Source organism: Mycetocola saprophilus (assembly GCF_000718085.1).
Lineage (GTDB): Bacteria > Actinomycetota > Actinomycetes > Actinomycetales > Microbacteriaceae > Mycetocola > Mycetocola saprophilus.
Map to the genome: position 1 here is coordinate 710338 of NZ_JOEC01000001.1, position 18958 is coordinate 729295.

Genomic DNA, 18958 nt, shown 5'->3' on the forward strand with positions numbered 1-18958 from the left:
CACCGCGCGGGCAGGAAGATGCGTGAATGACACAGCGGTTTATCCCCGATTTTTCCGGCGCGAGCGTGCTCGCCGACGGCCGCTGGCGGCGCTTCCTGCGCCCCGCCCCGCTGCCGGGTGAGGCCTCCCGGCTGAGCGCCGAAACACCCTGGGTGCGCTGGCCGCTGGCATTGCTGCTGGCGCTCGGTACCGGTCCGGTCCTCGCCTCGGCGTTTCCCGCGCTGGGATGGTGGCCGCTGACCTTTGTTGGCGTGATCATGATTGTGCTCGCGGTAATCGGCCGCGGGTTCTGGGCGGCCACCGGGCTGGGGATCCTCGCCGGTGTCGGCTTCTATCTGACCCTGGTGTCCTGGACCGCGCTGTATCTGGGTCCGGTGCCGTGGCTTGCGCTCTCGGTCCTGGAGGGCATCATCTTCGGACTGGGCGCCGGGTTTATCGCCGTGGTGGCCCGCCGAATCCCGCGGATTTTCTCGCCGCGGGTCGCCTGGGTTTTGACACCGCTGGCCATCGCGACCGTGTGGATCACCCGCGAGGAGGTGGCCGGCAACTGGCCCTATGGCGGATTTGCCTGGGGCCGGTTGATCCTCGCCCACGCCGAGAGTCCGTTCGGAACCCTGGTGAGCTGGGTGGGCTTCACCGGAACCTCGTTTGTGCTGGCACTGCTGCCGGTGGTATTCCTCTACCTCTGGCGCTCGGGAATCGCCCACCGACCGGCGCGTGCCCTGCTGCCCGCGATGATCGTGGCCGCGCTGCTCGCGGTGCCGCTCGCGCAGACCGAGCAGATTGGTACCAGCCGGATCGCCGCGGTGCAGGGCAACGGCCCCGCCGGGTACTTCGATAAGCGTGAACCGGGGGATGTGCTGCAGAGTCAGCTCAAGGCCTCCCTGTCGTTGCTGGATAAGCGCCCGGACATGGTGGTCTGGCCCGAGAACGGTTCGGATCTGAACCCGATGCTGGATCCGCGCGCCTCGCAGGCGCTCAATTCTCTGGGTCAGCTGCTGGACGCGCCGATCATCACCGGCACCATCACCCAGCGGGACGGCAGCTACTACAACACCTCGCTGATGTGGGAGGCGGGCCAGGGGCCGCTGGATGGCTATGACAAGGTGCGCCCGATTCCCTTTGGCGAGTATGTGCCCGACCGCTCCTTCTGGGAGCCTCTGGCACCGGACCTGATCGGGCTGATCGGGCGAGACTACACCCCGGGTACTCGGGACAACGTGTTTGACGTGCGCGGGACCATCGCGGCCATTTCGATCTGCTTCGACATCGTGGACGATAACCTGCTGCGCGAGGGGGTCGAGCGCGGTGCCCAGGTGATTCTGGCGCAGACCAATAACGCGGACTTCGGCAAGACCGCCGAGAACGAGCAGCAGCTGGCCATCGCAAGACTGCGCGCGCTGGAAACCGGGCGGGCCCTGGTGAATATTTCCACCGTGGGCACCAGTCAGACCGTGGACGCCAACGGACACACGCTGGCCGAGATTGCGCCGTATAAGCCCGGGTACATGATCGCCGACGTGCCGCTGTACCGGGGGATTACCCCGGGCGTCTCGTGGGGGCAGACCCTGCAGATCATCCTGGGCTGGAGCGGCGCGATGATGATTGCCGGCGCGCTGATCTTCGGCACCCGGCGTCGCACCCGCCCGAGCGCGACACGCGTACCCCCACTCGATTAGGAATGCGCCCGGGCCATCAGATAAAGTATTGATGTGCCCGGGAACGGGTTCACAACTCAAAAGGGCGATTGGCGCAGTTGGTAGCGCGCTTCCTTCACACGGAAGAGGTCATCGGTTCGAGTCCGGTATCGCCCACAAATTACACCCTCGAAGCTCGTTGAGACTTCGGGGGTTTTTGTTTTGACGGTGCAGATTGCGACGACGCTCGCGACCGTGAACCCCTCGCTCGGTAGAGTTTTTGAGGAGGTCAGAACGCGAGTGAAGCATCCACGGATGCCCGCGGTGTGGCCGCGAGTCTTTCCGCCCGGGTGGCGGATTGAGCCGGCGGTGGGGGCGGGCCGAGGTGCGCAACCCCGGCCCCCACCGCCTTTACCCCCGTGGAAAACAGCGTGATTCCGCGACGAAACGCCGAGGGGCCGCCGGAATTTGCGCCCCATTACCAATTGCGGATAGAGTAATGACGTACCCGGGAACGGGGACAAAAACAAAATATGCGGATGTGGCGCAGTGGTAGCGCATAACCTTGCCAAGGTTAGGGTCGCGAGTTCGAATCTCGTCATCCGCTCAGATCAAACACCGGATCGGGTTTCCCGATCCGGTGTTTTTGTGTGTGCGGACGGGGGAGCGGAGCGCTTGTTCCGTGACGCATGGGGAGTGGAGCCCGCCCGAAATCCCGGGGTGCGCACGCGCGAAACGCCCAAAATTGCCCTCGATTTGCAACCCCGCGACGGGCTTCGGTAATGTCTAAGACGTAGCCGGAGACGGCAAACAAAATGCGGATGTGGCGCAGTGGTAGCGCATAACCTTGCCAAGGTTAGGGTCGCGAGTTCGAATCTCGTCATCCGCTCGGAATAAGCCTTCGGGCCGGTCTTGCACCGACCAAGCTTTTCTCCCTACACCCTCGGGTGTAGAATAGTTTCACATTTGAGCGATTGGCGCAGCGGTAGCGCGCTTCCCTGACACGGAAGAGGTCGCTGGTTCGATCCCAGTATCGCTCACCAAGAAAAGCCCCGGATAAAGTCTTCATGACTTCTCCGGGGCTTTTTGTGTTGTGTTCGGTGGCGCCCGCGTGGCTCGGTGCGGGCTGCGTCCAGCCGGGGTGGCCGGTGGGGGAGGGGAGCCGAGATTCCTCCGTGTAAAAGACCTCTTCCGTGGGAAGGATGCGCCGTGCAGTCGAAGACACGCCCGATGCTGTTCTCGTATGACGGACCAGAAATCCGCGTAATTCCGGGGGCTGTGGGGGTATTGGGTGAGTGGATTTTGGAAAAACAACGGTGTAATTCGCTTCGGCCCCATCGTTTCCTGTATTCTATTGATGTAGCCGGAAACGGAAACAAAATGCGGATGTGGCGCAGTGGTAGCGCATAACCTTGCCAAGGTTAGGGTCGCGAGTTCGAATCTCGTCATCCGCTCGAGTGTTGGGAAGCGATCGAAAGATCGGTTACGGCACGCGGGTTTTACCCGCATGCGGTGGCGTGGCCGAGAGGCGAGGCAGCGGCCTGCAAAGCCGTCCACACGGGTTCGAATCCCGTCGCCACCTCCACTCAATAATTCAATACCTGAGCGATTGGCGCAGCGGTAGCGCGCTTCCCTGACACGGAAGAGGTCGCTGGTTCGATCCCAGTATCGCTCACAAAGAAAAAGCCCCTGAGAAATCAGGGGCTTTTTGCTTGTATTGGTACCCTGGACGTTCGTTGGCCCCCGTTCGGGTCGAGGGCTGTCGCGTGCTCAGCCGGGCCAGTACGCTGCCTGCATGAGTGAATCCACGCCGAGTCTTCTCAACCGTACGGTCCTTCCCGCGCCCTGGTCCCTGTCGATTCGGACTGTGGGGATCGGGCTCCTGGGTGGCCTGCTCTATGGGCTGCTGGGGATCTTCAGCTACACGCTGCCACACAGCGACTATGTGACGATCCGTCCGGCCATCGCGATCCTGGTGTTCCTGGGTATCCGGTTTGGACCGATCGCCGGGGGCGTGGCCGGACTGATCGGGAACCCGATCGTGGACCTGCTGCAGGGTGCCTCGATCTGGACGTTCTGGGACTGGCACCTGGCCAATGCCCTGGTCGGGGTCATCGCCGGCCTTGCTGCCCACTTTCTGCGGCCAGCCACGAGCGCGCGCGGGCGAATCATCCGGCTCAGCGTGATCTCGGTTGTTGCGCTGGTATTCGGGTTCGCCCTGACCTTCCTCGATCTCCTGCGCGGCGAGAGCGGCTCGACCTGGTGGGCGGGTTCCTATCTGCCCACCGTGGGGTGGAGCCTCGTGGTGTGCCTGCCGCTGGTTCCGGTCCTGGATAGCGGATGGCGGCCGCCATCGCCGCTCACCCGCGAGGGGCCCTCTGCGCCTTCCTCGCCCTCCGCGGCGTCCTCGCCGGCCTCCGATATGCCGGAGTAATTCACTCGCGAGTCCTTCGCGAAAACGGGTAATAGATGATTCGAAAAAAACTTTCGGAAAGCGCGACATGTTTTGTCGGCGTCTACGTCGTCTTGATCAGCAGCAACCTGAATCACGCTGCCGACCCTACCCGTTAGCTCGACGATGTGCCGGGGGCCATGTGCCCCAGGCGGGTCGAGCGCTCCCGAAGGACCCGTTATGCCCCTAAACGCTTCCGAAACCGATATCTCGACGACAACGCAGTCAACCGACGCGGCTCCCGCGCCCTCGCGGGGGTACCGTCACCGCTCCACCGGCCGGGTGATGGCCGGCGGTGCGCTGATGACCGCACTCCTGGCCGGATCACTCATCGCCGCCCTTCCTGCTCAGGCCGCCCCGATTCCCGATCCTTCCGTTTCGGCGACACCGTCCGCCGACGAGACTCCCCAGGGCCAGCCCTCACCGGCGGTTGTGAGTCCCGAGTCGACCGTGGCGCCCTCCTCCGCGCCGGAGCCGCAGGCCGCCCGGGCCGAGACGCCGATCCAGATTCCCGATGCCGCGCTGCGTGCCTGCATCAACGCGGCCATCGGTCAGCCCGCCGGCGCGGCGATTGTGCTCTCCCAGGTCTCCGACCCGAACCTGCGGCTTTCGCTGAAATGTTTGTACAGCGGGATCAGCGACCTCACCGGAATCGAAGCGGTGACCGGTGCCCGATTCATCGACGTCTCGGGGAACAACGTCTCCGATGTCAGTGCGCTGGGGGCACTGGGTCGAAATCTCACGGCCATCGGACGCACCCTCAGCGATATCCACGTGGAAAACAACCACATCGCCGACCTCAGCACGCTCAAGGACCTGGTGGTCCAGTACTACTTCTTCACCGAGCCGCAGCTGAAGGCGCTGCCGGTTGCGGCACCGCTGACCAAGATTGCCAACCCGATTCGCAACCAGGATGGGACGGTGATCGTTCCCACCTCGACCGATCCCGGGTTTGTGTATGACGCGGCCACCAACACGTTCACCTTTGCAACGCCCGGTCCCAAGACCCTGACCTGGACCAGTCCGCTCACCCCGGGCAGCCAGAACTACCCGTACAACTATTCGGGGACCCTCACCGTGATGATCCAGAAGCCCGCGGGGAACCCCGGGGACGGCGGCACCACCGCGCCCACCGATCCGACCCCGCCGGCCACGCCGGGAACGAGTGGCACCCCGGTGCCCGTGCTGCCCGTGTCGGCCGGGGGAGTGCACCCGGGATCGTCGCTGGCCTCGACCGGTCTGGATACCAGCGTGCCGCTGTTTGCCACGGCAATCGCCGCCCTGCTGGGCCTGGGTGGCCTCGCCCTGGGGCTGAACCGTCGGCGGAGGGCCGCGGTCCGGAAATAGCGTGCCTCCGACCGCGTGATCAACGGCGATCACGACACACAACCCGGGAGCGTCCCTCGCGCTCCCGGGTTGTGCGCTGTCTACGGCGTCAGTGCATACGCTCACACGGCGCGTGACGGTCGGCGGCGCGGGCCCGGAACCGATAGAATGGGCGAATCTATTTACAAGAGGAGCACAACAGGTGTCTGACGGATTCGAACGATTCCCCGACCGCAACGTTGTCGCCATGCGCGTCAACGGTGAACTGAAGGACCTCGCCACCACCCTGGAGACTACCGACGTGGCCGAGCCGGTCACGATCGATTCCGAGGACGGCCTCAACATCCTTCGCCATTCGGCCGCCCACGTGCTGGCCCAGGCGGTTCAGAAGGTCAACCCCGACGCCAAGCTCGGCATCGGTCCGCCCGTCACCGACGGTTTCTACTACGACTTCGACGTGGCCGAATCCTTCACCCCCGAGGACCTCAAGGCCCTCCAGAAGGAGATGGAACGCATCATCAAGCAGGGCCAGCGCTTCGTGCGCCGCGTCGTGACCGACGAGGAGGCTCAGGCCGAGCTCGCGGACGAGCCCTACAAGATCGAGCTGATCGGTCTCAAGGGTGGTGCCGAAAACGGTGGCGACAACGAGTCCGTCGAGGTGGGGGCCGGCGAGCTGACCATCTACGACAACGTCGACCCCAAGACCGGCGAGACCGTCTGGAAGGACCTCTGCCGCGGACCTCACCTGCCCTCGACCCGCCTGATCGGCAACGGTTTCGCCCTCATGCGCGTGGCCGCCGCCTACTGGCGCGGATCCGAGAAGAACAAGCAGCTGCAGCGCATCTACGGCACCGCCTGGCCCACCAAGGATGAGCTGCGCGCCTACCAGACCCGTCTGGAGGAGGCCGCCAAGCGCGACCACCGCAAGCTCGGTGCCGAGATGGACCTCTTCAGCTTCCCCGACGAGATCGGCTCCGGCCTGCCCGTGTTCCACCCCAAGGGCGGCATCATCCGCCAGGAGATGGAAAACTACTCGCGCAAGCGCCACACCGAGTCCGGCTACTCGTTTGTGAATACCCCGCACATCACCAAGGGCGACCTCTTCATGACCTCCGGTCACCTGCAGTGGTACGCGGACGGCATGTTCCCCCCGATGCACCTCGACGAGGTGTGCGATGAGCACGGTCACGTGACCCGTCAGGGCGCCGACTACTACCTCAAGCCGATGAACTGCCCGTTCCACAACCTGATCTTCCGCTCGCGTGGACGCTCCTACCGTGAGCTCCCGCTGCGCCTGTTCGAGTTCGGTTCGGTGTACCGCTACGAGAAGTCCGGCACCCTGCAGGGCCTGACCCGCGTGCGCGGCATGACCCAGGACGACGCCCACATCTACGCGACACCGGACCAGGTGAAGTCCGAGCTGACCTCCACCCTGGAGTTTGTGCTCGGCCTGCTCAAGGACTACGGCCTCGACGACTTCTACCTGGAGCTGTCGACCCGCGATCCCGAGAGCGAAAAGTTCGTGGGCAGCCCCGAGATGTGGGATGACGCCACCGAGACCCTGCGTCAGGTGGCCGTGGAGTCCGGCCTCGAACTCGTACCCGACCCGGGTGGGGCCGCGTTCTACGGCCCGAAGATCTCAGTTCAGGCACGCGACGCGATCGGCCGCACCTGGCAGATGTCGACCATCCAGCTCGACTTCAACCTGCCCGAGCGTTTCGACCTCGAGTACACCGCCGCGGACGGCACCAAGCAGCGTCCGGTGATGATTCACCGCGCCCTGTTCGGGTCGATCGAGCGCTTCTTCGGCGTGCTGCTGGAGCACTACGCCGGTGCGTTCCCCGTGTGGCTGGCCCCCGAGCAGGTTGTGGGTATCCCGGTTGCCGAGGAGTACGCCGAGTACCTCGAGGAGATCTTCGACCGCCTGCGTGCCCGCGGTGTCCGCGCCTACGTGGACCACAGCGATGACCGCATGCCCAAGAAGATCCGCACCCACACCAAGGCCAAGATCCCCTTCCAGCTGATCGCTGGTGAGGATGACCGCGTGGCCGGCGCCGTGAGCTTCCGGTTCCGTGACGGCAGCCAGCTCAACGGTGTTCCGGTGGACGAGGCGATCGCCAAGATCGTGGACGCCATCGAAACCCACGCCCAGGTCAACACCGCATGGCAGGACTAGTTCCCGAGAATCCGGCGGCGGAGCCCGGCATGGGCTTCGTCGCCGAACCGGACGGCAACGTGCTGGCCGGTGTTCCCGACGAGTTCCAGCGCCTGTGGACCCCGCACCGGATGGTCTACATCCAGAACGGGCAGCAGCCCGCCAAGGATGACTGCCCGTTCTGTGTGGCCCCCTCGATGAGCGATGAGGATGGCCTGATCGTGGCCCGGGGAAAGTACGCCTATGTGCTGCTGAACCTGTTCCCGTACAACAGCGGTCACCTGCTGGTGTGCCCGTACCGTCACATCTCGACCTACGATCTGGCCACGGCCGAGGAGGTCGCCGAGATCGGTGCGCTGACCCAGACCGCGATGCGCGTGATCAAGGACGTCTCCCACAACGACGGCTTCAACCTGGGGATGAACCAGGGTGAGGTTGCCGGGGCCGGGATCGCCGCCCACCTGCACCAGCACATCGTGCCGCGCTGGCGTTCGGATGCGAACTTCTTCCCGATCATCGCCAAGACCAAGGCGCTGCCGCAGCTGCTCGGCGAGGTTCGCGCCTCGATCGCCGAGGCCTGGCCGAAGGCCTAGTCCACACCCCGAACCGCCCGCTTCCTCGGAAGCGGGCGGTTTTGTGTTGCCGAAACAGTCCAAACAGCCACTTGCTTTATATTGGACTGCAATCTTCACGGGTATTGGCCTGGTTAATGCCATAGCGTAGGCGCATGACCTCAGAAAACCCCACCCAGACCACCGCCACCACCCGCGTCAAGCGCGGCCTCGCCGACATGCTGAAGGGCGGGGTAATCATGGACGTGGTGACCCCCGAGCAGGCCCGCATCGCCGAGGACGCCGGCGCCGTTGCCGTGATGGCGCTCGAGCGGGTTCCCGCCGACATTCGCGCCCAGGGTGGCGTAGCCCGGATGAGTGACCCGGACCTGATCGACGCGATCCGCGCCGAGGTGTCCATCCCGGTCATGGCCAAGGCCCGCATCGGCCACTTCGTCGAGGCCCAGGTGCTCGGCGCGCTCGAGGTGGACTTCATCGACGAGTCCGAGGTGCTGAGCCCCGCCGACTACATCAACCACATCAATAAGTGGGACTTCGACGTGCCCTTCGTGTGTGGCGCCACCAACCTGGGTGAGGCCCTGCGCCGCATCACCGAGGGTGCGGCCATGATCCGCTCCAAGGGCGAGGCCGGGACCGGCGACGTGTCCGAGGCCACCAAGCACATCCGCACCATCAAGTCGCAGATCCGCGCGCTGTCGGCTCTCAACGAGGACGAACTGTACGTGGCGGCTAAGGACCTGCAGGCCCCGTTTGACCTGGTGGTTGAGGTTGCCCGCACCGGCACCCTGCCGGTTGTTCTGTTCACCGCCGGGGGAGTGGCCACCCCGGCCGACGCCGCGATGATGATGCAGCTCGGCGCCGACGGCGTGTTTGTCGGCTCTGGAATCTTCAAGTCCGGCAACCCCGAGGCTCGCGCGGCCGCCGTGGTCAAGGCCACCGCCGCGTTCAACGACCCGGCCGTGATCGCCCAGGCCTCGCGCGGACTCGGTGAGGCGATGGTGGGCATCAACGTGTCCGACCTGGCCGCCCCGCACCGCCTGGCCGAGCGCGGCTGGTAGGACTCCGCACCGCCTGGCCGAGCGCGGCTGGTAAATCGTTTCCCGGTTCGCGTGTGTGCCCGCCTCGGGTGCACACGCGAACCCGTTTTTTGAAGGAGTGGTGACCATGACAGCACGCGTCGGAGTCCTCGCGCTCCAGGGCGGCGTATCCGAACACCTGGAGGCGCTGGGCCGGGTGGGGGCGGAAACCGTCCCCGTGCGCACACCCGCGGATCTGATCGGGCTGGACGGCATCGTCCTGCCCGGCGGCGAGTCCTCGGTGCTGGACAAGCTGATGCGTCTGTTCGAGGTGCGCGATCCGCTGATCGCCCTGCTGCGCGCCGGCCTGCCCGCCTATGGGACGTGCGCCGGCCTGATCCTCCTCGCCGATACCGTGCTGGATGCGGCGCCCGGCCAGCAAAGCCTCGGCGGTCTGCCGGTGACGGTGCGGCGCAACGCGTTTGGCTCCCAGGCCCACTCCTTTGATACCACCCTTGAGTTTTCGGGGATCGATCATCTCGTGGCCGCGACCTTCATCCGTGCCCCGCTGATTGTTGCGGTGTCGCCGGGGACGGAGGTTGTGGCAACCCTGGACGACGGATCGATCGTCGCCGCCCGCCACGGAAACCTACTGGGAACCTCGTTTCATCCCGAGCTGACCGGGGACGATTCGGTGCATCGGTACTTCCTCGAGATGGTACTTGCGGCCAAAAACGGCTGAGCGCGCCAGTCCGGATGCGAGAAGATCCCGGTCGGACCCGTAGAATAGAGGGGATATACGACGAAACGGGAGCATATGTCCGGACACTCCAAGTGGGCAACAACCAAGCACAAGAAGGCGATCATCGATCAGCGCCGTGCGAAGTCGTTTGCCAAACTGATTAAGAACATCGAGGTTGCTGCGAAGATCGGTGGTGCCGATCTGTCCGGAAACCCCACCCTGGTTGACGCGGTTCAGAAGGCAAAGAAGACCTCCGTTCCCAACGACAACATCGACCGCGCGATCAAGCGTGGCGCGGGTCTGACCGGTGAGGTCATCAACTACACCACGATCATCTACGAGGGCTACGCGCAGAACGGCGTCGCGCTCATGATCGAGTGTCTGACCGACAACAAGAACCGTGCCGCCGCCGACGTGCGTGCGGCGATGACCCGCAACGGCGGCACCATGGCCGACCCCGGTAGCGTGGCCTACAACTTCAACCGCAAGGGACTGATCGTTGTCTCGGCCGAGAACACCACCGAGGACGACGTCATGGAGGCCGTGCTTGAGGCCGGTGCCGAGGAGGTTCTCAACGAGGGTGACACCTTCGAGATCATCACCGATGTGAGCGACCTGGTGACCGTGCGTAAGGCCCTGCAGGATGCCGGTATCGACTATGAGTCGGCCGATGTCGCGATGATCCCGAACCTCAAGGTTGACGTGGACGCCGAGACCGCCCGCAAGGTGTTCCGCCTGATCGATGCGCTGGAAGAGTCCGACGACGTCCAGAACATCTACGGCAACTACGGCCTGAGCGCCGAGGTGCAGGCCGAGCTCGAGCAGGACTAGGCATCGTGAGCACTCGGGTACTGGGTGTTGACCCGGGGCTCACCCGGTGCGGCATCGGCATTGTCGATGTCGCACCGAACCGTCGGGCCACCCTCGTGCACTACGGGGTGATCCGCACCAGCCCAGATATGAGTATCGACGCGCGTCTGCTGGCCATCGCCGAGGGGATCGACGCGGCGATTGTGGAGCACGCCCCCACCGCGATGGCGGTCGAGCGTGTGTTTGCGCAGCAGAACCTCAGCACGGTGATGGGGACCGCGCAGGCCAGCGGCCTGGCGCTGTACTCAGCCGCCAAGCACGGCATCCCGATTGGGATGCACACCCCCTCCGAGGTCAAGGCCTCGGTGACCGGGTACGGTAACGCCGAGAAGAAGCAGGTGCAGCAGATGGTTGCCCGCATCCTCGGCCTGGCCGAACTGCCCCAGCCCGCGGACGCCGCGGACGCCCTAGCCCTGGCGCTCTGCCACGCCTGGGGCGGCCTGGTTCCGGTGGGCGCCCGCCCGCACGGATCCCGCACCCCGGTGAGCGCCCCCACCTCGGGCAATCTGACGCCCGCGCAGCAGGCCTGGCGCAACGCCGAACAGGCCGGGGTCGCCTCGCCGCGCAACACCCGCACCGGCCGCTTCGGGAAGTAGCGGCGACCACGCCCGCCGGAAGTTATCGCCGAGCCCGCGAGCTTTGGGTTCGATCTGCCCGCTTCCTGCGTAATATCGGGCGTGGCAGTGAGCCCGTGTCGCAGGCGGGGCATAGGCTAGGGGCGTGATTGTAAGTCTTCGCGGGACCGTGCTCAGCACCACCGCCGGCCGAGTGGCCATCGAGGTAGGCGGCGTTGGTTACGCCGTACAGATTACGCCCGAACACGCGGTACGCCTGCGTGTGGGCGCCGAGGCGTTTGTGCACATTTCGCACATCATTCGTGAGGATGCGCAGCTCCTGTTTGGATTCGAAACGGTTGAGCAGCTCGACGTTTTCGAGGTCCTCCTCGGCGTCAACGGGGTGGGCCCCAAGTCAGCGCTCGGTGTGCTCGCCTCGATGAGCCCCGATCAGATCGCCGACGCGGTGGCCTCCGAGGATGATTCCGCGTTCCGCAAGGTCACCGGCATCGGCCCCAAGACGGCCAAGCTGATTATCGTGTCCCTCGCCGGCAAGCTCGTGGCCACCCGCCGGGTGAGCGCCACCGCGACCGGATCCGCCGCCGTCAAGGCCAGCGTGATTGAGGCGTTGCTGGGCCTGGGCTGGAACGAACGCCAGGCCGTGCCCGCGGTCGAGGCCGCCCTCGCCGCGAGCGGTGACCCCGCCTCCGCTACCGTGCCCGCGCTGCTGCGCGCGACCCTGGCGGCCCTCGGACCCCAGCCGGGGAGCGGACGATGAGCGTCGAATTCGACGATGTCGCCGAAACCCTGAGCGCCACCGCGTCGGGGGACGCCGAGCTGGCCTTCGAGGGTGCGCTGCGCCCGAGTACGCTGAGCGAGTTTGTGGGCCAGCAGAAGGTGCGCGGGCAGCTGGAACTGCTGCTGCGGGCGGCCGCCCTGCAGGAGCGCACTCCCGACCACATCCTGCTGGCCGGTCCTCCCGGGCTGGGAAAAACCACCCTGGCGATGATCGTGGCCCAGGAGAGCGAGCGTCCGCTCCGGATGTCGAGTGGCCCCGCCATCCAGCACGCCGGTGACCTCGCGGCGCTGCTCTCCAGCCTGGTGCCCGGCGAGGTCCTCTTCATCGACGAGATTCACCGGATGGCGCGCTCCGCCGAGGAGATGCTCTACCTGGCGATGGAGGACTTCCGGATCGACATCATGGTGGGCAAGGGTGCCGGTGCGACCTCGGTCCCGTTGGAACTCGCCCCGTTCACCCTGGTGGGCGCGACGACCCGCGCCGGTCTGCTCCCCAACCCGCTGCGTGACCGCTTTGGGTTCACCGCACACCTGGAGTTTTACGCCGATAACGAACTCGAACAGGTGCTCGCTCGGGCCGCCGGACTGCTGGATTTGGACATCGATCGGGCGGCGCTGGCCGAAATTGCCGGTCGCTGTCGCGGGACCCCGCGTATCGCCAACCGACTGCTGCGCCGCGTACGCGACTATGCGCTGGTGCACAATTCTCGGGCCGATCTCACCGCCGTGAGTGCCGCCCTGGAGCTGTATGACGTGGATCCGCTGGGGCTGGACCGCCTGGACCGGGCCGTCATGGAGATCCTGCTTAAACGCTTCGGCGGGGGACCGGTGGGCCTCAATACCCTGGCGGTATCCGTCGGCGAAGAGGCCGAAACCATCGAAAGTGTGGTGGAACCCTTCCTGGTACGGATAGGTTTGATCATGCGCACCCCACGCGGTCGAATGGCGACCAATGAGGCCTACGCACACTTCGGGATCCAGCATCCCCACGCCCCTCAACAGGGCAATGACCTATAATTCAAGCGAACAACACACCCGAAACTTTGATCCCCGGCGCTCGCGCCGCGAAAGGCTCTGCGTAAAATCATGGACTTCATGACCGTCATCATGCTCGCCGTTATGGCACTGCTCATTTTCTTTATGTTCCGTAACGGTCAGAAGCGCAAGCGCGACCTGGCAGCCCTGCAGGAGCAGGTTGTTCCCGGCGCCGAGGTAATGACCAACGGTGGCATCTTCGGCACCATCATCTCGATCGACGATGAGAACAACAAGGTGCTGCTGGAGACCAGCCCCGGCACCATCCTCACCGTGCACCGTCAGATCGTCTCGCGCGTGGTTCCCACCGAGGAGCCGGCCGTCGAGGACGAGACCGCCGAGACTCAGCTGAACGAGGACAACGCCACCTTCGTGGGCGAGCCCGAGTTCGGTGAGCGTGCCGAGACCGCCAAGCCCAAGACCGACGAGAAGTAACGCGCCTCTCCCATCGCACGCGCCGGGGTAGTTCTGGCGCGTCCCTCCATAGAAAGCTGAGTAGCCCATTGGCACAATCACGACAGGCTCCCGTCCGCCACGGTAGGCGGGCGCTCATCTGGTTGGCGGTGATTCTCATTGCCATGTTTGGCGGTCTCGCCGCGGGAACGATGTTTGGGGACGCCTCCTGGCAGCCCAAGCTCGCCCTCGACCTGGAGGGTGGAACGCAGATCATCCTCGAGCCCAAGCTTGAGGGCGGACAGCAGGTTTCCTCGGAGCAGCTGAACCAGGCCGTGTCGATCATCCGTCAGCGTGTGAACGCGACCGGTGTGACCGAGGCCGAGGTCAACACCCAGGGTGGACGCAACATCGTTGTGTCGATCCCGGGCAAGGTCGATGAGGACACCCGGAAGCGGATCGAGTCCAGTGCTCAGCTGCAGTTCCGTTCGGTTCTGGTGGCGTCGGCTCCGACCACCACCACAACCGGCGAGGACGGCAAGGAGACGCCGAACCCCAAGCCGACCGATGACCTGTCCAAGACTCCGGCTACCAAGCCCACCGACGGGAGCGACCTGGCCTGGGTCACCCCGTACCTGAGCGCCGAGTTCCTGGCAACCGACTGCAAGACCCCGACCGGTGCCGAGAACGCACCCAAGGATCAGCCGGTGGTGGCCTGCTCGGATGACGGTACCGTGCGCTACCTGCTGGGTCCGGTTGAGCTCAACGGTGACTCGATCACCGACGCTTCGGCCGGCATCAAGACCACCTCCTCCGGTGCCAGCACCGGAGAGTGGGCCGTGAACATCACCCTCGCCGGCAAGGGCAAGGACGCGTTCACCGACGTGAGCAAGCGCCTGTTCAAGCTGTACTCGGCCAACCCCAACGACGCCCGCGCGGCCTTCGCGTTTGTGCTCGATGGCAAGGTCATCTCGGCCCCGGTGATGCAGGGTGTCATCACCGATGGTCGCCCCAGCATCTCCGGTAACTTCAACGAGCAGAGTGCCAAGGCCCTCGCCGACCAGCTGAAGTACGGTGCGCTGCCGCTGTCCTTCGGTGTGCAGTCCAGCTCGGAGATCTCCGCGACCCTGGGTGCCACTCAGCTTTCCGGCGGTATGCTCGCCGGTCTGATCGGTCTGATCCTGGTGGTCATCTACACGCTGTTCCAGTACCGTCTGCTGGGCTTTGTGACCATCTTCTCGCTCGTGGTGGCGGGAGCCCTCACCTACGCGGCCCTGGCGCTCCTCTCGTGGGGGCAGGGCTACCGACTGTCGTTGGCAGGTGTGGCGGGTATTATCGTCGCGATCGGATTCACGGCGGACTCGTTCATCGTGTACTTCGAACGTATTCGAGACGAGCTCCGTGACGGCCGTGGCCTGGAATCCGCCGTGGAGGCCGGATGGAAGCGCGCCAAGCGCACCATCTATGCGTCCAAGGGTGTGAACCTGTTGGCCGCCGTCGTGCTCTACCTGCTGGCCGTGGGTAACGTGCAGGGCTTCGCGTTCACGCTGGGTCTGACCACCGTGATCGACGTCATCGTGGTGGTGCTCTTCACCCACCCGATGCTCCAGCTGCTTGCTCGTAACCGATTCTTTGCCAGCGGTCACCCGCTGACGGGTCTGGATCCCAACGCCCTCGGTGCGATCTACCGTGGACGCGCTCAGTTCCGTACCCCCGAAATGACCGGTTCCAAGAAGGCCCTCGGGGCCAGCCGTGAGGCCCAGAAGCGTCAGACCATCGCCGAGCGTAAGCTCGCCGAGGCTCAGGCCGCCAACGGTTCGACCTCTTCGAAGGAGAGCTAATGCCCAGCCTCAACCTGACGTCGTTTGGTAACGACCTCTACACCGGCAAGCGTTCGATCAACTTCGTTGGTCGCCGCAAGCTGTGGTTCACGATCGCGATCCTGCTGGTGATCGGTTCGATCATGGTTCCCGTGGTGCGTGGCATCACGACCGGTGCACCGTTCAACTTCTCGATCGAGTTCACCGGTGGATCTGAGTTCACCGTGAGTGGTGTCACCGATGCCAACCAGACCAAGGCCGCGGACGCGGTCTCCTCGGTGGTTCCCTCCGCCGTCTCGAAGGTCAGCGAGGTGGGCGACCACGCGATTCGTGTGCAGACCGACCAGATGACCTCGGATGAGTCCAGCCAGGTAGCCAAGGCGCTGGCCAGTACCTTCAAGGTCAACGAGAGCGAGGTGACCTCGTCCTTCATCGGCCCCTCCTGGGGTGCGGATGTGAGCCGGCAGGCCCTCACCGGTCTGGTCATCTTCCTGGTACTGACCTTCATCATCATGGCCCTGTACTTCCGCACCTGGAAGATGTCGGCCGCGGCGATTATCGCCCTGGTGGACGTGCTGGTGATCACCCTGGGGGTTTATGCCCTCAGTGGATTCCAGATCAGCCCGGCCGCGGTGATCGGATTCCTGACGATCCTCGGCTACTCGCTGTATGACACGGTGGTGGTCTTCGACAAGATTCGAGAGAACACCACCGAGGCGGGGGAGCACTCGCCCCGCACGTTCGGCGAGTCGGTCAACCTGGCGGTCAACCAGACCCTGGTGCGTTCGATCAACACCTCGGTTGTGGCGGCCCTGCCGGTGGCTTCGATCCTGGTGATCGGTGACCTCTTCCTGGGAGCCGAGACCCTGCGGGACATCTCGCTGTCGCTGCTGGTGGGTATCCTCGTGGCTACCTACTCGACCATCTTCGTGGCGGCGCCGCTGTACTCGCTGCTGCGCGAGAAGGAGCCGGCGATTGCCAAGCACGACCGCAAGGTGCTCGCCGACCGCGAGCGTGCGGCCGTTCAGGGCTCGACCTCCGAGGCCTAAACAGCTCAGCAACACCCTGGACCGGGGCCCCGTCGCGATTGCGGCGGGCCCCGGTTTTTTGGTGGTGGCGGTGGGTACAGTGTGGTGTTCGCGGTTAGCGGTGGGGTGTGTTGGGTGGAGGGAGAGACGGTGTGTGTGGTGGGCACCGTGTGGTGTTCGCGGTTAGCGGTGGGCCGTGGTCTTTTTGGGGGCGGAGAGCGGGCATAATAGGGAGCAGAGACATGAGGTGGTGAATCGACGATGACCGATACAAATACGGCGAATGCGTCGCTGCGGCGGCTGGTTCCGCGCATTTTTTCCAAGGCTCAGCCGGCGGGTGCCGTGGACCGATTGGTTCGGACCGCCCGCACTCACCACCCGCGCGCCGACCTATCGGTGATCGAGCGGGCCTACACCGTCGCCGAGCGTGCCCACCGCGGACAGAAGCGTCAGAGCGGCGAGCCCTACATCACCCACCCGGTGGCGGTCGCGCAGATCCTCGCCGATCTGGGCCTGGGCCCGCGCACCCTCGCCGGTGCCCTGCTGCATGACACCGTCGAGGACACCGACTACACCCTGGACCAGCTGCGCGCCGATTTCGGTGATGAGATCGCGATGCTGGTAGACGGTGTCACCAAGCTCGACAAGGTGAAGTACGGAGACGCCGCCCAGGCCGAAACCGTGCGCAAGATGATCGTGGCGATGTCCAAGGACATTCGTGTGCTGATCATCAAGCTGGCCGACCGCCTCCACAATGCCCGCACGTGGGGCTTCGTGCCGCCGGAGAAGTCGACCCGCAAGGCCACCGAGACGCTGGAAATCTACGCGCCGCTGGCCCACCGCCTGGGAATTCAGACCATCAAGTGGGAGCTGGAAGATCTCTCCTTCGCGGTGCTGTATCCGAAGATCTATGCCGAGATCGAGTCGCTGGTTAAGGAGCGCACGCCCAAGCGTGAGGAGTTCGTCCAGCAGGTGATCCAGGAGGTCACCACGGATCTGCGCGCGGCGAAGATCCGCGGCAAGGTCATGGGCCGGCCCAAGCAGTACTACTCGATCTACCAGAAGATGATCCTGCGGGGTCGCGAGTTTGATGACATCTATGACCTGGTGGGCATTCGGGTGATCGTCAACTCGGTGCGCGACTGCTACGCGGTCCTCGGCGCGATCCATGCCCGCTGGACCCCGATCCCCGGACGTTTCAAGGACTACATCGCGACCCCGAAGTTCAACCTGTATCAGTCGTTGCACACCACGGTGATCGGCCCCGGTGGCAAGTCGGTGGAGATCCAGATTCGCACCCAGGAGATGCACGAGCACGCCGAGTACGGTGTGGCCGCACACTGGGCGTATAAGGAGCGCAACGCGGGCAATAAGGTCGAGGTTTCGCGCTCGACCGGGACCGATATGGCCTGGCTCAAGCACATCTCCGACTGGCAGGCCGAGACCGCCGATCCGGGGGAGTTCCTGGACTCGCTGCGCTTCGAAATCGGTGCCAAGGAAGTGTATGTGTTCACCCCCAAGGGGCGCGTGGTGGGCCTGCCCGCCGGGGCGACCCCGGTGGACTTTGCCTATGCTGTGCACACCGAGGTGGGTCACCGCACGATGGGTTCCAAGGTCAACGGCCGCCTGGTGCCGCTGGAGACCGAGCTGAACTCCGGGGACGTGGTCGAGGTCTTTACCTCGAAGAACCCCGACTCGGGACCCAGCCAGGACTGGCTGGCGTTTGTGAAGAGCACCCGGGCGCGTAATAAGATCCGCCAGTGGTTCACCAAGGAGCGCCGCGACGAGGCCATCGAGCAGGGCAAGGACGCGATCGCCCGGGCGATGCGGAAGCAGAACCTGCCGCTGCAGAAGCTCATGGACCGCGACAGCTTCGCCGAGGTCGCCGCGCAGATGCGCTACGAGGACGTCTCGGCCCTCTACGCCGCCGTGGGCGAGGGACACGTCTCGACCCAGTCGGTCCTGGAGAAGGTGGTTTCGCTACTCCAGGGCGATCAGGAGGCCGAGGAGCACGCGATCGAGTTCCCGATGCGCGGCCGCGTCCGCCCGCAGGAACACAGCGACTCCGGCGTGCTGGTGCGTGGGGCCGCGGACATCCTGGTCAAGCTGGCCAAGTGCTGCACCCCGGTGCCCGGGGATGAGATCGTCGGGTTTGTGACCCGCGGGTCGGGTGTCTCCGTGCACCGCGCCGACTGCCACAACGTGCAGGGCCTGATGCAGGAACCCGACCGGATGATCGAGGTGGCCTGGGCGGCCTCGTCGAAGAGCGTGTTCATGGTGCAGATCCAGGTGGAAGCCCTGGATCGCGCGGGCCTGCTCAGCGATGTGACCCGGGTGCTCAGCGAGCACCACGTCAACATCCTCTCGGCGAATGTCTCGACCTCGAGCAACCGCCTGGCGATATCCCGTTTCGTCTTCGAGATGGGGGACACCACGCACCTGGATCGTGTCCTCAACGCCGTGCGGCGGATCGACGCGGTCTACGATGTCTACCGGGTGACCGGCGGCTAGTCGCGCCCAGATCCTCCGTGGAGGCGTGGCTTTCTGGTCGCGAATCTCC

The 18958-nt window shown here is 65.0% G+C and carries 15 protein-coding genes and 7 tRNA genes; all 22 read left to right on the forward strand.

Annotation, left to right across the window (positions count from 1 at the left end; genetic code table 11):
* Positions 1–26 precede the first annotated feature (26 nt).
* The 22 genes from lnt to IE92_RS0103295 all read left to right on the forward strand — a co-directional run bounded on the left by lnt (position 27) and on the right by IE92_RS0103295 (position 18909).
* A complete protein-coding gene (gene lnt / locus IE92_RS0103190) occupies positions 27–1679 on the forward strand; it encodes an apolipoprotein N-acyltransferase (protein WP_081864094.1) in 1653 nt (550 codons plus the stop codon).
* A 62-nt stretch (positions 1680–1741) separates the two neighbouring features.
* Positions 1742–1814 (forward strand) — tRNA-Val (locus tag IE92_RS0103195).
* A 358-nt stretch (positions 1815–2172) separates the two neighbouring features.
* A tRNA-Gly gene (locus IE92_RS0103200) sits at positions 2173–2244 on the forward strand.
* 210 nt (positions 2245–2454) lie between these two features.
* Positions 2455–2526: transfer RNA gene (locus IE92_RS0103205), tRNA-Gly, on the forward strand.
* 79 nt (positions 2527–2605) lie between these two features.
* A tRNA-Val gene (locus IE92_RS0103210) sits at positions 2606–2680 on the forward strand.
* Between the two features lie 339 nt (positions 2681–3019).
* Positions 3020–3091: transfer RNA gene (locus IE92_RS0103215), tRNA-Gly, on the forward strand.
* Between the two features lie 57 nt (positions 3092–3148).
* A tRNA-Cys gene (locus tag IE92_RS0103220) sits at positions 3149–3222 on the forward strand.
* A gap of 18 nt (positions 3223–3240) precedes the next feature.
* Positions 3241–3312 (forward strand) — tRNA-Val (locus tag IE92_RS0103225).
* A 120-nt stretch (positions 3313–3432) separates the two neighbouring features.
* Positions 3433–4071, forward strand: a complete 639-nt coding sequence (locus tag IE92_RS17110) for an ECF transporter S component (RefSeq protein WP_081864093.1) — start codon at positions 3433–3435, stop codon at positions 4069–4071.
* A 198-nt stretch (positions 4072–4269) separates the two neighbouring features.
* Positions 4270–5436, forward strand: a complete 1167-nt coding sequence (locus IE92_RS0103235) for an LPXTG cell wall anchor domain-containing protein (protein WP_030143437.1) — start codon at positions 4270–4272, stop codon at positions 5434–5436.
* Between the two features lie 226 nt (positions 5437–5662).
* Positions 5663–7591 (forward strand): threonine--tRNA ligase, encoded by a 1929-nt coding sequence (thrS, locus tag IE92_RS0103240; RefSeq protein ID WP_245601225.1) that lies wholly within the window; start codon positions 5663–5665, stop codon positions 7589–7591.
* Between the two features lie 29 nt (positions 7592–7620).
* Positions 7621–8163 (forward strand): HIT family protein, encoded by a 543-nt coding sequence (locus IE92_RS0103245; protein ID WP_030143439.1) that lies wholly within the window; start codon positions 7621–7623, stop codon positions 8161–8163.
* Between the two features lie 134 nt (positions 8164–8297).
* Positions 8298–9200, forward strand: coding sequence for a pyridoxal 5'-phosphate synthase lyase subunit PdxS (pdxS, locus tag IE92_RS0103250; protein ID WP_030143440.1), 903 nt, complete (start codon positions 8298–8300; stop codon positions 9198–9200).
* Positions 9201–9306: 106 nt separating this feature from the next.
* Complete coding sequence (pdxT, locus tag IE92_RS0103255; RefSeq protein WP_030143441.1) at positions 9307–9900, forward strand: pyridoxal 5'-phosphate synthase glutaminase subunit PdxT; 594 nt, start codon at positions 9307–9309, stop codon at positions 9898–9900.
* Positions 9901–9975: 75 nt separating this feature from the next.
* On the forward strand, positions 9976–10731 hold the full coding sequence (locus IE92_RS0103260) for a YebC/PmpR family DNA-binding transcriptional regulator (RefSeq protein ID WP_030143442.1): 756 nt from the start codon (positions 9976–9978) through the stop codon (positions 10729–10731).
* A 5-nt stretch (positions 10732–10736) separates the two neighbouring features.
* The gene (gene ruvC / locus IE92_RS0103265; RefSeq protein ID WP_030143443.1) at positions 10737–11366 is read left to right on the forward strand and encodes a crossover junction endodeoxyribonuclease RuvC; all 630 of its coding nucleotides are present in this window, start codon (positions 10737–10739) and stop codon (positions 11364–11366) included.
* 124 nt (positions 11367–11490) lie between these two features.
* Complete coding sequence (gene ruvA, locus IE92_RS0103270; RefSeq protein ID WP_030143444.1) at positions 11491–12102, forward strand: Holliday junction branch migration protein RuvA; 612 nt, start codon at positions 11491–11493, stop codon at positions 12100–12102.
* Complete coding sequence (gene ruvB / locus IE92_RS0103275; protein WP_030143445.1) at positions 12099–13139, forward strand: Holliday junction branch migration DNA helicase RuvB; 1041 nt, start codon at positions 12099–12101, stop codon at positions 13137–13139. Before ruvA ends, ruvB begins: the two co-directional genes overlap by 4 nt.
* Before the next feature lie 78 nt (positions 13140–13217).
* Positions 13218–13592 (forward strand): preprotein translocase subunit YajC, encoded by a 375-nt coding sequence (gene yajC, locus IE92_RS16370; protein WP_245601207.1) that lies wholly within the window; start codon positions 13218–13220, stop codon positions 13590–13592.
* 143 nt (positions 13593–13735) lie between these two features.
* Positions 13736–15391: a protein translocase subunit SecD gene (gene secD, locus IE92_RS0103285; protein ID WP_081864113.1), complete on the forward strand. Its 1656-nt coding sequence runs from the start codon at positions 13736–13738 to the stop codon at positions 15389–15391.
* Positions 15391–16419 (forward strand): protein translocase subunit SecF, encoded by a 1029-nt coding sequence (secF, locus tag IE92_RS0103290; RefSeq protein ID WP_030143448.1) that lies wholly within the window; start codon positions 15391–15393, stop codon positions 16417–16419. The genes secD and secF overlap by 1 nt, the downstream gene beginning before the upstream one ends.
* Positions 16420–16659: 240 nt before the next feature.
* A complete protein-coding gene (locus tag IE92_RS0103295) occupies positions 16660–18909 on the forward strand; it encodes a RelA/SpoT family protein (RefSeq protein WP_030143449.1) in 2250 nt (749 codons plus the stop codon).
* Positions 18910–18958 lie beyond the last annotated feature (49 nt).

What these genes read in the sequence shown, in the direction of transcription:
- IE92_RS17110 (WP_081864093.1), top strand. Translation starts at nt 3,433, where the DNA reads ATGAGTGAATCCACGCCGAGTCTTCTCAACCGTACGGTCCTTCCCGCG.
- pdxT (WP_030143441.1), top strand. Translation starts at nt 9,307, where the DNA reads ATGACAGCACGCGTCGGAGTCCTCGCGCTCCAGGGCGGCGTATCCGAA.
- yajC (WP_245601207.1), top strand. Translation starts at nt 13,218, where the DNA reads ATGACCGTCATCATGCTCGCCGTTATGGCACTGCTCATTTTCTTTATG.
- secF (WP_030143448.1), top strand. Translation starts at nt 15,391, where the DNA reads ATGCCCAGCCTCAACCTGACGTCGTTTGGTAACGACCTCTACACCGGC.
- IE92_RS0103295 (WP_030143449.1), top strand. Translation starts at nt 16,660, where the DNA reads ATGACCGATACAAATACGGCGAATGCGTCGCTGCGGCGGCTGGTTCCG.
- secD (WP_081864113.1), top strand. Translation starts at nt 13,736, where the DNA reads ATGTTTGGCGGTCTCGCCGCGGGAACGATGTTTGGGGACGCCTCCTGG.
- lnt (WP_081864094.1), top strand. Translation starts at nt 27, where the DNA reads ATGACACAGCGGTTTATCCCCGATTTTTCCGGCGCGAGCGTGCTCGCC.
- IE92_RS0103235 (WP_030143437.1), top strand. Translation starts at nt 4,270, where the DNA reads ATGCCCCTAAACGCTTCCGAAACCGATATCTCGACGACAACGCAGTCA.
- thrS (WP_245601225.1), top strand. Translation starts at nt 5,663, where the DNA reads ATGCGCGTCAACGGTGAACTGAAGGACCTCGCCACCACCCTGGAGACT.
- IE92_RS0103260 (WP_030143442.1), top strand. Translation starts at nt 9,976, where the DNA reads ATGTCCGGACACTCCAAGTGGGCAACAACCAAGCACAAGAAGGCGATC.
- ruvB (WP_030143445.1), top strand. Translation starts at nt 12,099, where the DNA reads ATGAGCGTCGAATTCGACGATGTCGCCGAAACCCTGAGCGCCACCGCG.
- pdxS (WP_030143440.1), top strand. Translation starts at nt 8,298, where the DNA reads ATGACCTCAGAAAACCCCACCCAGACCACCGCCACCACCCGCGTCAAG.
- IE92_RS0103245 (WP_030143439.1), top strand. Translation starts at nt 7,621, where the DNA reads ATGGGCTTCGTCGCCGAACCGGACGGCAACGTGCTGGCCGGTGTTCCC.